Origin of the sequence: Pseudonocardia acidicola, assembly GCF_012911935.1 — a bacterium.
Lineage (GTDB): Bacteria > Actinomycetota > Actinomycetes > Mycobacteriales > Pseudonocardiaceae > Pseudonocardia > Pseudonocardia acidicola.
This window is the reverse complement of sequence record NZ_JAAXLA010000120.1, coordinates 1-13,062: the sequence shown is the minus strand read 5'-3', so window position 1 is coordinate 13,062 and position 13,062 is coordinate 1. Positions and strand designations below refer to the sequence as shown.

At 68.3% G+C, this 13,062-nt stretch carries 12 protein-coding genes; 8 read left to right on the top strand and 4 right to left on the bottom strand.

All coding sequences use genetic code 11. From position 1 onward, the window contains the following. Positions 1-890 precede the first annotated feature (890 nt). Together HF526_RS33065 and HF526_RS33060 are read left to right on the top strand one after the other, a co-directional pair. Complete coding sequence (locus HF526_RS33065) at positions 891-1,475, top strand: DUF4190 domain-containing protein (RefSeq protein ID WP_169385592.1); 585 nt, start codon at positions 891-893, stop codon at positions 1,473-1,475. 963 nt (positions 1,476-2,438) lie between these two features. After that, entirely contained in the window at positions 2,439-3,218 is a 780-nt protein-coding gene (locus HF526_RS33060) for a DUF6602 domain-containing protein (protein ID WP_169385591.1), read from the top strand. A gap of 478 nt (positions 3,219-3,696) precedes the next feature. Here the strand turns inward: HF526_RS33060 and HF526_RS37590 are convergent, their stop codons facing one another. After that, positions 3,697-4,341, bottom strand: a complete 645-nt coding sequence (locus tag HF526_RS37590) for an ImmA/IrrE family metallo-endopeptidase (RefSeq protein ID WP_420821677.1) — start codon at positions 4,339-4,341, stop codon at positions 3,697-3,699. 1,026 nt (positions 4,342-5,367) lie between these two features. Between HF526_RS37590 and HF526_RS33050 the strand changes: the two genes are divergently transcribed. After that, positions 5,368-5,877, top strand: coding sequence for an HD domain-containing protein (locus HF526_RS33050; RefSeq protein ID WP_338051920.1), 510 nt, complete (start codon positions 5,368-5,370; stop codon positions 5,875-5,877). Here the strand turns inward: HF526_RS33050 and HF526_RS33045 are convergent. The 3 genes from HF526_RS33045 to HF526_RS33035 form a co-directional block, all read right to left on the bottom strand. Further along, the gene (locus tag HF526_RS33045) at positions 5,865-6,347 is read right to left on the bottom strand and encodes an NUDIX domain-containing protein (protein WP_169385589.1); all 483 of its coding nucleotides are present in this window, start codon (positions 6,345-6,347) and stop codon (positions 5,865-5,867) included. The genes HF526_RS33050 and HF526_RS33045 overlap by 13 nt on opposite strands. A 2-nt stretch (positions 6,348-6,349) precedes the next feature. Further along, positions 6,350-7,114: a helix-turn-helix domain-containing protein gene (locus tag HF526_RS33040; RefSeq protein WP_338051919.1), complete on the bottom strand. Its 765-nt coding sequence runs from the start codon at positions 7,112-7,114 to the stop codon at positions 6,350-6,352. A 141-nt stretch (positions 7,115-7,255) separates the two neighbouring features. Beyond that, a complete protein-coding gene (locus HF526_RS33035) occupies positions 7,256-7,609 on the bottom strand; it encodes a GntR family transcriptional regulator (protein WP_169385588.1) in 354 nt (117 codons plus the stop codon). Positions 7,610-7,726: 117 nt separating this feature from the next. On the opposite strand from HF526_RS33035, the gene HF526_RS33030 reads away from it, so the two are divergent. The 5 genes from HF526_RS33030 (at position 7,727) to HF526_RS33010 (ending at position 13,015) form a co-directional block, all read left to right on the top strand. After that, a complete protein-coding gene (locus HF526_RS33030; RefSeq protein WP_169385587.1) occupies positions 7,727-8,002 on the top strand; it encodes a hypothetical protein in 276 nt (91 codons plus the stop codon). Positions 8,003-8,192: 190 nt separating this feature from the next. Further along, entirely contained in the window at positions 8,193-8,522 is a 330-nt protein-coding gene (locus tag HF526_RS33025; RefSeq protein ID WP_169385586.1) for a hypothetical protein, read from the top strand. Then, entirely contained in the window at positions 8,519-9,523 is a 1,005-nt protein-coding gene (locus tag HF526_RS34875; RefSeq protein WP_239029452.1) for a uroporphyrinogen-III C-methyltransferase, read from the top strand. The genes HF526_RS33025 and HF526_RS34875 overlap by 4 nt, the downstream gene beginning before the upstream one ends. Further along, entirely contained in the window at positions 9,523-11,748 is a 2,226-nt protein-coding gene (locus HF526_RS33015; protein ID WP_211178160.1) for an ATP-binding protein, read from the top strand. The genes HF526_RS34875 and HF526_RS33015 overlap by 1 nt, the downstream gene beginning before the upstream one ends. Before the next feature lie 304 nt (positions 11,749-12,052). Beyond that, positions 12,053-13,015 carry a bifunctional DNA primase/polymerase gene (locus HF526_RS33010; RefSeq protein ID WP_169385585.1) on the top strand — a complete coding sequence of 321 codons (963 nt, stop codon included), beginning with the start codon at positions 12,053-12,055 and terminating at the stop codon, positions 13,013-13,015. Positions 13,016-13,062 lie beyond the last annotated feature (47 nt).

The following is a 13,062-nucleotide window of genomic DNA, read 5'->3' as shown; positions in this document are numbered from 1 at the left end:
GCCGCTGACGCCCGGACACAACAAGATCGGCCCCTCACCCTGTTTCAGCTGGTGAGGGGCCGTTCTGGCTGTTGGCACTGATGGTGCCCCCGGCAGGATTCGAACCTGCGCTCCCGCCTCCGGAGGGAGGGCCTTTTTCGGCCGGAAGCGCAGCTCTGACCTGCGGTGATGCGTCTCTCCCCGGCGGGCCGAGTGACCATCTGGGCACGTATTGGGCACAACCCCGGCGGGAAACCCCAGAAGTCACAGTCATCGCGAGAGACCGCCCCGCGGCCAGCCGAGTGACAGTCACTCGGCTGTCACTCTCACTGTCACAGGCGTAACCGCAGGTCAGGGCCACATGAGTATGAGAGTGACAGATAGATATAAGAGAGACGCTAGTGCGGGCGGAGTCCCAACCTGGGGTCCGGACCAGCCGTGCCACCTGAGCGCATTGTCGGCGATGACTCCAGTGCCGAGGCCGCCCGGAAGTGTCGTGCCGCCCTGGTAGCGGATGTCCGTGCACCGCCGTCTTTGGGCCGGCTTAGCGCTGGAACAGCGGGGGCTGGGGAGTGCGCACGGACGAGCGTGAGGCCGGCCTCGCTTATCCAGGATGGCCATGGATGATGCCCGCGGGGTCGGGGCCGATCGAGGCCGTCACGCCTCTGAGCGCCGGTGATGGAGAAGTGACCGCAAGCTTTACGCGGTACTGAAGCCGTGCCGTCACCGAATCGTGACATGCAGTAACAACCGACTACGTCCCGGCGACATCGGGGTCAAAGCCGCCACACCGGACCCCCAAGGGGAACTTGATGAGCTCGTCGCAGCCGCCTCCCAACCCGCCGCAGCCTGGATACGGTCAGCCGTACCCGCCGCCGCAGCAGCAGTACGGTCCGGCACCCAGGAACGGCATGGGCACCACCGCGCTGGTGCTGGGGATCCTCGCGATCGTGCTCGCGTTCATCCCGATCCTCGGGTTCGTCTCCTACCCGCTGGCCATCCTCGGGATCATCTTCGGCCTGGTCGGCCTCCGCCGGGTCAGCAAGCGGCTCGCCACCAACCGTGGTGTCGCGCTGGCTGGCCTGATCGCCTCCGTCATTGGGTTCGTGCTCGTAATCGTCTCCACCGTTCTCTACGTCGGCGCCATCAACGCGGGTGTGCAGGGCGCCGACCAGGCCCTCAACGGCGTGCACAACGTGACTTACAAGGTGTCGACCACCGACGGTGGGAAGGTGACTGTCTCTTACACCCAGGGCAACATCGGGTCCGGCGGCCTCATCCAGGTCCCCTCGCCCTGGTCGCTCGACACGACCGTCACCGGCGCCTCCGCTGTCCTCACCGCCACCGGTGGCGGCAATATCCAGGACATCAACCACGCACAGGGTCTCACCTGCGAGATCATCGACAAGGACACCGGCAAGACGCTGGTCACCAACACCGTCCCGCCATCGGCGAACGCGACCGTCACCTGCAGCACGATTAACTTCGGCAAGTGACAGCCACCTGACCGCGCTGTCACCCGAACACGACGGAGAGGGCCCCGGGACTGCCCCGGGGATCCTTCTCCGTCGTAGGACGACGCGGCGGGGCCATGCAAACATCGAGGGCACCACCGAGGGCCCTGACCGGGACGACGGTCCTCGTGCTGGGGCGCGGCCGAGATCCCGGGCCGATGACGAGCGCTGCCGGTCACCCCCTGTTTCGGCAGCACCACGCTGATCTGAAGCCTCGCCAGTCTTGGGCGCGCTAGTGAGGCTCGGTTTGGGAAAACATTCAGCCGACGCAGCGCATCGACGCGCTGACCTGCGGGATGCTCCTACTAGGCGCCGTCGCTCGGCCCACTTCCGCAAGCCCTCGGCACGGCTCAAACCGTCGGGGGCAGGCCGCGTAAGTGGGGGTGTAGCCCGCTGCGGTGACAGTCACTCTGCTGTCACCGCTCGTGTCACAGGCGTTGTTGCAGGTCAGGGCGCTCTGAGTATGAGAGTGACAGAGAGAGTTGAGAGTCGGCTTGCCGGTCAGGTTCCGCTTAGCCGCGTGGTTTGGCCCGACAGGCGGTGAGCCCTGCCTTGCAAAAGTCCGCATGGCAATGCTCAGCCACGTCCGGTGACGTCGTCCTTCGATGTCGGCCGTCGGGACACGGCCGATCTGTGTCCGTCGGTACCGGCAGCGTGGTAGCCAAAGCGGTAGTACCGCCAGCCCGTGCCCCTTCTTCCCCTCCATCGAACTGGCAGCTCCCTCATCGCGGCAGCGGACAGTAGCGGCCGCCAGGCCATCGCACAGGGACGCCATAGGCGCCGTTGACGCCGGTGCGGCGTGGATGATCATCTGTTCGACGGAGTGGAGGGAGACAGCGACGCAGCCCCACACGGGCACAAGGAGAGTGGGATCCGGAAGTGGCTATCTCGATAGTCGAACAGTATTGGGGAGGCGTCGTGCGGCGTCTCCAAGCAGAGGTTGACGTGTTCAACCGGTTGATTGGGCATGCGGGCGAGCAAGGCCGCGAAAATGAAGGTGCACTAATAACACTGCTCGAGAACCTTCTTCCAGGGAGTATTGGAGTAGGTACTGGAATTGTAATCGATTCAAAAAGCCGCCGCTCCAGGCAGTCCGACGTCATTCTGTATGACCCCACCTCGCAGCCAACCGTGATGGCCCAGGTTAATCAGATGATTTTCCCGGTCGAAGTTGTGTCCACCGTTATCGAGGTGAAGACCACACTTGCTGCTGATGACCTGAATGAGTTCAAGGAGAAAAAGGCCGCGATACGCGCATTGGAGTCCAGTGACGAGACGCCGAAGCCAACGGTTGGTCTCTTTGCCTATCATGCATGGGCGTCACCAAGCACAGTGGCTGACCATGTTCGCGCTATGGACGCCGCTGACCGGCCTGACGTGCTCTGCATCGTGTCTCCAGGTGTGATTGGTTGGTCCGACGAGAGCGCCGACTCGTATACGATCGAATTTGTCCCTCTACATCAACGGGATAGCGGAGGTGAGAGAGTCGCGGACACGTGGAGAAAGTTTGACACAATCCCTCCTGGCGGTTCAGTCGTGGTCGACGGTGTAGCCCATCCAGTTACCAGAATCGCTGGGAACGGGTACATAGTGGGGGAACCCGGGCGAACTCTGCTTTTATTCGCGAACCGTCTCTTAGGACTCTTGGCTGGGAAGTATTCTTTGCCAGATCCAGTTATGCGACACTATCTCGACGATAGGGCCAGAGAGGCGTTAAGGCTTTAGATTGCGACTAAGTGGTGAAGGTCAAACTCGACGTAGAATTCGGATGCGGTGCAATGCTTGATGTCTATCGTGTCGCAGACGGCAGCCAATGGCATGCGATCCGGCAACTCCAAAACCTCGTCTGTCACAACGACTATGTTCTCGTATGTCGACGCTATATGTAGGGCAGTGGCAGCAACGTACACCTGAGATGGCTCGGCTTCTTGGCGAATGTCCATAGCGCTCGGGCAACCGGCAAGAACCTCAACAACCCGCTCATACGGTGGCGAGGTATGCCTGCAGCTCCCTGACACAGCCCGTATCCACGAGGAGTGCTGTGGGCCGGCGAGAGCGACCGTCTCATTCTTCACCATCGTGGGGAAAGTTGCCTCGCCGCGCTGGACTAGGTCGCATACTGCATCGACGAGCTCGTGGAGCATCCCATCTCGCGCACGTTCGGGAATCGCCAACAATGTGTCGGCATCGAGAATGTGCACGCTTATGCCTCGGCGTCTGCTGTTTGGAGGCGGAAGCTGATGTCGTTCAGTTGGTCGGGGTCGACGTTCAAGTAGCGACGCACTTGGACCGTCGTTAGCAGGCCCTGGTCCCTCGCTCGTAACAGTTCGCGTGGAATCTCGTTCCCGAGGGCTGCTACTCGTCGGACTGGCGTCGTCTGAGGCTCAGCGTTGGGGTTCGGTCCACCGCTCTCGAAGTCGGTGTCGCGGTCGATCCGGCTATAGAGACTGGATTCAGCACGTTCCACGCTGATGAGTCGGACAGCTGCTGCACGTAGTGATATCTTGTAGCGATTCGCGATTCTCCGGCAATCGTCTATAGACGTGACTTTCCCGGTAGTAACCCACCGATCTAGATACGGGAGTAGGTCATCTGTTGGCGCGAGAACTTGCGCTGCTGTTTGCTCACACCAGCGCTCCGTGCTGCTCGACCTCGGATCGTCGCAAATAGCGGTATCGCCGCGGATGAGGTGTGCGAGCTCGTGAAAAACCGTAAACAGTCGAGCAGCTGGATTGTACTTTGTGTTGACGGCAACGACGGGAGCGGCGTCGTGAGGCAGTAAAAATCCTCGGCAAGAGTTGCGCTCAAGAGAGGAGAATTGCAGCAGTAAGACGCCCCGTGCTTCCATTCGTGCGCGCGCCATCCGGAGGACGGCGCTTGAACTCGTCGCTTTTCGTTGAGCAGTAGAGTCCCAGTCGAGCCAGTGTAGGATGATTTTTGCAGCATCCGCAGACCGCGTTCCCGTCGGCATTCGCGGAATCTCCAGCGGTGGGTCGCTCGACTTTTCCCGAATCCAGGAGATAATTTCCTGCCATCTAGATGTCGCTCGTAGCGCGTCCCGTTCCTCCGGCCGAATCGTCGACTTCTTGGTGGGTTGTCCACTCCTGAAAGCTGCGAGGAGGTCGGCCTTCTCGGGAGGCTCGGGTAGAAAGAAGAAAGCCAAGGGCCGATGCAAGCTACCCGCGAGTGCACGGAACTCCGTGGTCGTTGGACGGGTTGAGCCGTCGAGGAACTCAATCATCCGGTCGGGTGGAATCTTGGACCGCGCTGCCAGTGCATCCGACTCCATGCCGGACTCCTCAAGCGCCCATGCAAGCACTGCGGGGTTGATGGGAGCTAGCTTCGGCATCCACCTAGCTTACGTGTGACTCGTGACACTGTCGCTGCTCTGGTAGCGCGACAGTCGTCACTAGCAGTTCCTCAGCAGGCCCGCTCCGGCCGAGTGAGCGGACCCGAAAGGTGAGGCCGGACTGGCGGAGCGCGGAGCGTGCCTTGATGCTCCGTGAGCATCATTCAGCAGTAGTGCGTCTTGGTCCTCCGTGGAGTGACCGTCACAGGGCCGTCACCGGTCTTGTCACCGGAGTTCTGGCAGCTCAGCTGGTTCCGAGCGACAGAGTGACAGAAGTACGGCTGGGGCAGGGGAGAAGTCACGTGGGCCGTTGCCCGCACCTCACCGTGTGTCCGTGCACGTGGGTCCGATGGAGGCACACGGTCGGGCGTGTGCGCTGTAAACGGCGGCGAGGGCCGCGTCGGCTCTGTAGCGTCGGCCGTCGTGGAGACACCTGGGACGACAGGCCGCCTGCGGCCCGCGGAACGATCGACTCCGACGCCCGCGGACTTCATCCCCGAGGCGCGTCGGCTTGCTGAGCGACTGGTGTCGCCGCTGGGCCGGCGGTGGTTGCACGTCCAGGCTGTCGCAGCCCGCGCTGATGAGCTGATCGGCGCCATCCCCGATGCGGATCGTAACGATCTCGTCGCTGCCGCGTGGCTCCACGATATCGGGTACTCGCCAGAGATCAGTCACACGCGGTTCCACCCGCTCGACGGGGCCCTCTACCTTCGTGATCAGGGCTGGCCGGCGCTCATCGTCGATCTGGTGGCGCACCACTCGGGGGCGCGATACGAGGCCGAGCAGCGTGGGCTCGGCGCGGAGCTGGCGGAGTTTCCGTCCCCCGATGGGCCGTTGCTCGACGCGTTGGTGACCGCGGATCTGACGACAGGGCCCTCCGGGGAGCGCCTTACCTACGACGAGCGGATCTCCGAGATCCTCGACCGCTACCCAGCCGACGATCCGGTGCACAAGACGTGGCTGACCGCGGGACCGATCCTTGCGCATTCGATCCGACGCACTGAGCAGCGATTGGCCGGCGGTCAGCCTAGGTAGGGCCCGGTCCGGGCGTCGTCGAGCGCATGGTTGATCCGGAGGCGCATGGATGGATGGATGCTTAGCGAGTCGATTTCCCGAGGATCGACCCATGACGCTGCCTTGGTCTCTGTTCCGTCCGGGCGGGGTGCTTCCGCGTCGTCCGCGACCACGGCCCGGAAGCAGAGTGAGAACTGCTGTCGCACCTCGCCGTCGTCATACTGCATGACGTGGCGGGGGTCGGTGTAGGTCCCGACGAGTCCGGTGACACGCACCTCGACCCCGGTTTCCTCGCGGACCTCCCGGACGGCGGTGTCGACGATGCTCTCGCCGGGGTCGTGTCCGCCGCCAGGTAGGGCCCAGAATCCGTTGTCCACCTTGTGAATCAGGAGGAGCCGGCCTTGGTCATCGCGGACGGCTACGGTCACCGACGGGACGACGCTGTTGACCGGCGGCGCGGCCGGGTCGTCGAAGTAGTCAATCCGTCCCACGCTTAGCCCTCCACGGTTTCCGGCACGGCAACGTCCCACACTCGTTCGAATGAGCGCATGTAGTGGTCCCACATGCCACCTTCGGGAACCCGCCGGATATGGATGACCGGGTTCTGTCCGGCGAGGGATCCGAAAGCGTGACCATTGATCAGTGCCTGGTCGTCGAATCGGTAGACCGAGTTGTAGAGGATCGTCCCGTGGGTGCGGACCTCGACGCCCGGCAGGTGGGCGACCTCGTGCAGGTAGCGCCGCATCATCTGGATGCGGCCCTCCAGGCCGCCGGTGGTGCCCTCTTCCTCGGCGCGCTGCACGACGGCCGGTGACGTGTGGTCGCCGACCGCGAGCCGGAACCGGACGCCCCGTGCGGATTTGGCCCGGATCACCGGGAGCAGGTCGTATTGCTCGACGAGGAACTGTCCGGAGAAGACGAGGACGTCAACTGCCTCTGTCGCACCTTGGATCAGCTCGGTCCACAGGGTGAAGGGGACGGCGGACCGCGTCGGGTAGAGGTGGACCAGCTCGGCGACGGCAGGGGAGCCGGCGGCCGGTGCCCTGCCGTTGGTCGGCCAAAGGTGGGATTCAGCGACCTGGAGGAGCTTGGCCACGCGCAGGCGGGTGGTGCGGTGCGGGCGCCGGCCGTCACTGTAGACCCAGCGCGCGACAGTCTTGGGGTCGACAGCGGCGCGCGCCGAGACGTCCTCGATGGTCAGCCCGGCGGCGTCGATCGCGGCGCGTAGTCGATCATTTGGCACGAGGCCATCATCCACATCTAAGGACGTTTCTGGGACGTTTTGTGGGGATGAGGACCGTCCGGGACGTCCGGAAGCGGCCCGCGAAGTGCGGTGCAAGCGTCCCCGGAGCCGGGGTCCTATGTAGCCATGACCTCGAACGGACGCCCTGGCGAGCGATCATCGACTGTCGTTCTCCGCCTCGATTGCGGAGACGCGATCGCGGAGTTCGGCAACCTCCCGGCGCAGCTCCTCGACGACTGCCGCGAGATCACCACTGACCGCCGTCGGCCCCGTGGTCGGCACCGCGCGGACGAAGGTTCCCCGTCCGCTCGCGGACTCCAAGACGCCCTCGTACTGGAGTTGCTTCACCGCCGCGTGGACGGTCAGCTCGGCCACCGAGTACTGGGCGGCGAGGCTGCGCAGCGACGGGATCTTCTCACCGACGGTGTACTCGCCGGAGCTGATCCGACGGGCGATGTCCGTCTTGACCTGGGCGCTCAGCGGCACCGCGCTGTTCTGATCGATCGCCACCGCGCCAGGCTACCGGCCGCTTAGGCCACCCCACAGCACCACAAACGGACCCCTTGACAGACCGAGCACCACATAGCATCTTAACGTGCCATGTGGCACTACAGAACGGATGGCGCCGTGAAGGTTCACCACCTCGACCACACACAGCTCGCCGCCCTCGACCACCTTGACCCGGTCGTCGAGTCCTGGTCTCCGGACGGGCTGACGCTCGACGCGATCGAACAGCTCGAGCACGACGTGGACGCCGAGCTAGACCGCGAGGGCACCGCGCACCCCACGTCCTGGCTGCTGATGAGCGAAGCAGAGCGCGCGGGAATCCGGCCGGGCCGTCGACCCCTGCGCGCGGTTGCGGCGCAAGCCGCGACGTCGGCGCCGAGCGAGGACGCCGCCTGATGGCGAGCTCGGCGCCGCGCTGCCGGCGAGACACCACCAACGAGGTCCAGCCCGGCGACGGGTTCTTGGCGGAAGCAGCCGCCGGGCTGGGTCTCCCCAACCACCAGCAGGTGAACGGAGAGGCAGCGATGGTAGAGCCGAACACGGCCCCGGCAACGGGCGCGCCGGCGCGCCGGGCCGGGGGTGCCCGGTGAGCACCCAGCAGATGACGGTGGCCCTGGTCGTGCTGGCCGGGCTGGGACTGATCAGCGTGTGGAGGTCCGGGGCGCGGGCGGGCCGCAAGGCCGAACGCGTGGTGCACACGGCCACCCGCCGATCCAGCACGGCCGGCCGGGCGTTGCTGGTCGCGGCGCTGATCGTCGGGGTGCAGTGGGCCGTGATCGCGTTCACCCCGCCGGCATCGGTGATCGCGGTGGTGCTGGGGGCGCCGGCGCTGTTCGCCGGGACCGCGGTGGCGCGGCTGTTCACCGTCCCCGAGGTCGGGCCGCGCTCGCTCGGCCGGGGAGGGATGCACCGATGACCACACACGAAACGATCCCAGCCCGGTTCGCGAACGGCGCCGCGACGGACCGGCCGGGCGGCAAGGTCGCGCGGCTCGCGGCCGAGGCCCGCGACGCCGCCCAGGTCCGCGCGCTGACCACCGACCGGGACGTGATCGCCCTGCGGGTGGAGAAGGTCCGCGCCCAGGTCGACGGGCTGCTGTGGGCGGGCATCGTGCTCGGCCTGGCCTTCACCATGGTCAACGTCCAGACCTTCGCCGCGGCCGGCTCGCCGACCTGGTCGGCGGGCTGGTGGGTGGCGTGGCTGCTCGACCCCATGGTGTCCCTCGTGCTGCTGGCGGTGCTGCGCGCGGAGCAGGTCACTGCCCGCTACCAGGTGGCGTTGCCGGCGTGGGGCCGGCGGACGAAGTGGCTGACCTTCGCCGCCACCTACGTGATGAACACCTGGACGTCGTGGGGGCTGGGGCACGCGCCGTTCTCGGCTTCCGGGGTGGTGCTGCACTCGGTGCCGCCGCTGGTCGTGTTCGCCACCGCCGAGACCGGCCCGGGGCTGCGGGACCGGCTCACCGAGGCCGTGCACCGAGCCCTGACAGAGCACACCCTGCCCGCGTCGACAGGCGCGACCAGTGCGCCGGTTCACGAGCCGGTCACCGCGGTCCTGCCAGGCGCCGACGAGCGGCCCAACCCGGGCGCGGTTCGTGAACCGGCTCCAGCGCCGGTTCACGAACCGGCACGCGAACACCCGCAGGCCCGACGGTCGCGGCGGAAGCCGACCCCGCGGCGGCTGCTCGGCGACTACCTCGCGCAGGCGCGGGCCGAGCTTGACCGTGCCCGCTCGGCCGGTGCGGTGGTGGACCCGACGCCGGGGTGGTGCCGGCAGGTGACGGGCTGCTCGGCCGGCACCTCGGTCAAGCTCGCCGCCGCCCTGCGCGCCAACACCTCGACGGTGCCGGCCGAGCTGGTCCCGATCGACGCATCCCCATCCGTGTCCGTGTCTGGTGATCGGCAGGAGGCCGCCTGATGAGCACCTCGACCTTCCTCGCAACCCCGGATCCCGACCGCGACCCGCACGACAACGTGGTCCACCTGCACCCGGCCGGCGCCGGTACCACCGAGGCAGCCGGCACCGAGGTGACGCCGCTGGTCCTGGACGGCGAGCTGATCAGCGACCCCGTGGCCGGGCCGACCACGGGCGCTGGCCGGCCGGGGGCGGCGCTCGTCCGCCGGGCTGGCGCGGTCGCCCGCCGGCAGACCGTGCACGTGATCACCGGCCTGCGCGAGTCCGAGCGACCGGCCCAGGGCGCCCGGCTGGCTGCCCGCACGGGCGTCACGGTGGTCCAGGGGTTCGAGTCCTGGGCCCGCCGGGCCTGGGACGCCACCACGATGGGCGTCTACCGCCGCCAGATCCGCGCCGCCGAGGCGGTCGGCGACCAGCAGCGCCTCGCCGAGTGGCTGGAGCGCAAGGAGACCGCCGCGCAGCGCCGCCACGCCTGGTTCATGGACCTCCCGGCCATGGTCGCCGCCGCCGTGCGCGTCGGGCTCGGCGCGGCGGCCGGGCTGGCGGTGCTGATCCTGGCGATCGCCGGGGCAGTGCAGCTGTCCGGGGCGGGGGAGTTCACGAACGTCATCACCGGGCTGCTGGACGTGATCCGCTGGTCGTTCGCCGCCGTCGCGCTGGCCTGGACTCCGCTGGTGATGGCCGCGCCGGTCCTGATCGTGCTCGGGGCCTGGCGCGAGGGCCGCCGGCGCGGCAAGGCGCCGGCCTGGCTGGCCACCTCGGCCGAGGCCGACAGCGACGCCGCGATCGACGAAACCACCATCGCCCGCGCCCTGTCCGCGCTGCGCATCACCCAGATCACCACGTACCTGAAGGAGGGCATGCCGCTGCAGTTCCTCACCCCGACCCGCGTCGACGGCCGCGGAACCCACGCGGTGATCCGCCTGCCCGCCGGCGTCACCGCCGAACGGATCGCCCGCCGCCGCGCCGACCTCGCCACCGGACTGCACCGCCTCGCCAAGGAAGTCTGGCCGACCACCGGCGCCGAGGCCGGAATCCTGGACCTGTGGGTGGCCGACAAGGGCGCCCTGGCCGAGGGCGCCGGCCCCTACCCGCTGCTCGACGACGGCGCGGTGGACGTGTTCAAGGGCGTCCCGTTCGGTCGCACCCTGCGCGGCACCCCGCTCACCGCGCCGCTGATGGAACGCAACACCCTCACCGGCGGCATGCCCGGCCAGGGCAAGTCCAGCGCCGCCCGGGTAATCGTGGCCGGGGCCGCGCTCGATCCGACGGCGGAGCTGCGGATCTGGGTCCCAGATGCGAACTTCGACTTCGAGGCCTTCCGGCCGCGCTGCTCCCGCTACGTCATGGGTGCGGAGGACGAGAAGATCGCCGAGATCTGCGAGCACCTGCGCGAGCTGCACGCCGAGGTGCAGACCCGCGGGGAACTGTTGGTGCGCTACGAGATCCCGGCCGTCACCCGCGAGTTCGCCTCCAAGGGCGTGGGCTTGCATCCGCTGGTCTGCCTGCTCGAGGAAGCCCACGTCGCGATCCAGCACCCCGAGTACGGCGCGGAGATCGCCAAGCTGCTCGTCGACATCGTCCGGCTCGGCCGCAAGCGCGGCATCCACCTCGTCGTCTCCACTCAGGCCCCGACCAAGGACTCGATGCCCCGCGACGTGACGCGGAACTGCTCGAACGGGATCGCGTTCGCCGTCGGCGACCACGTCGCGAACGACGCGCTGCTCGGGCAGGGCGCCTACACCGCCGGGCACCGGGCCACCGAGCTGATCCCGGGCACCGACCGCGGCACCGCGGTGGTCAAGGGCTTCAGCGGGCAGCGCAGCGAGATCGTGCAGGTCTACTACCTCGACGTCTCCCGCGAGCACGACCAGATCAGCCCGATCATCCGCCGGGCCCTGGACGCGATCGCCCGCGCCGGCCGCCCGCTGCCCGGCTCGGACACCGCCGCGCCGACGGTGGAGACCGAGCGGGATCTGTTGGAGGACCTGGACGCGGTGCTCGGGGACCAGTCGGTCCCGGTGGCCGATGTGCCGGCGCTGCTGGCCGCCTACGCGCCGGGCTGGGCCCCGTACCGGGCGCTGACCGGCAAGGCGCTGCGGGCCCGGCTGGCCGCCGAGTACGGGGTCAAGGTGCCCTCCACCGGGAACCGCTGGCCCCTCGACCCGGTCACCGTGCGTGACACGCTGGCCCGGCGGGCCACCGCCGACCTCGACGACGACGCCTAGCCGCCGCGCCGGGGGAGTGAGGTCGGCGCCGACGGGCCGAACGGCCCCGAATCCGGCCGGATCCAGGCCCGAAACGGCCCGACCTCACCCGGCTCACTCCATCACTTTCCGCAGATCAGCAGGTCAACGCCCGACCGGCCGGGGCGAGTGAAAAACCTAACCCGACCCCGGCCGGCTAACCCGCCCGCCTAACCCGCCGCACCGCACCGATCACCCCGCCTCGTGACGGCCCGACCTGGGCCGCCACGCGGCCCCGCACACCCACCTGCCGTCACTCACTGTCATCACTGGAGGTCGTTCCGTCATGACCCGCGCACCCCACAAACCAGACCGCGCCAGCCTGCTCGACGCGGCGCTGGGCGCCGCCGGCCGGGGGTGGCCGGTGTTCCCGCTCCACCCGGGGACGAAGCGCCCCGCGCTGCACGGCTACACCCGCTGCCCCCGCACCGGGGCCTGCGCCGGTGGGCACCAGGGCTGGGAGCAGCGGGCCACCACCGACCCCGCCCGCATCCGCGCCGCCTGGTCGGCCGGCCCGTTCAACATCGGCCTCGCCACCGGCCCCGCCGGGCTGCTCGTGATCGACTGCGACACCCGCAAGAACCTCGACGACCCGGACGAGGCCCCGCCCGCCGAGTGGGCCGGCGCCACCGGCGGCGCTGAGGTCCTGGCGGTGCTCGCCGAGCGGGCCGGCGCCATCCTGCCGGCCACCTTCACCGTCGGCACGCCGTCGGGCGGGCGACACCTCTACTACCGGGCGCCGGCCGGGGCTGGGCTGCGCAACAGCGCCGGCCTGCTCGGCTGGAAGATCGACACCCGCGCCCGCGGCGGGTACGTCGTCGCCGCCGGCTCCGTCGTCCCGGCCGGGGTCTACACCGTCGCCGACGACCGGGAGCCGGCCGAGCTGCCCGCGTGGCTGTTGCAGCGGCTGCGCCCGGCGCCGCCACCGAGCGCGCCGGCCGGGCCGATCCGCCCCGGCAGCGGCCGGCGGGATCGCTACCTCGACGCCGCACTGCGGGCTGAAACAGCACGGGTGCACACCGCCGCACCCTCGCAGCGCAACGCCTGCCTCTACATCGCCTCCGTCGCACTCGGTCAGCTCGTCGCCGGCGGCTCACTGGCCGAACCGGAGGCCCGCGCGGTGCTGCTGTCCGCGGCGGCCCGACACCTGGCGCTGCGCGCCTACAGCCCACGCCAGGCCGAGCAAACGATCACCTCCGGCCTGCGCGCCGGGGCCAAACGACCCCGCCGGATCGAGGACGCCGCATGAACCCGCACCCACCCCCGGCCCGCGCCCGGTAGTAGAGGTGTCGCCCG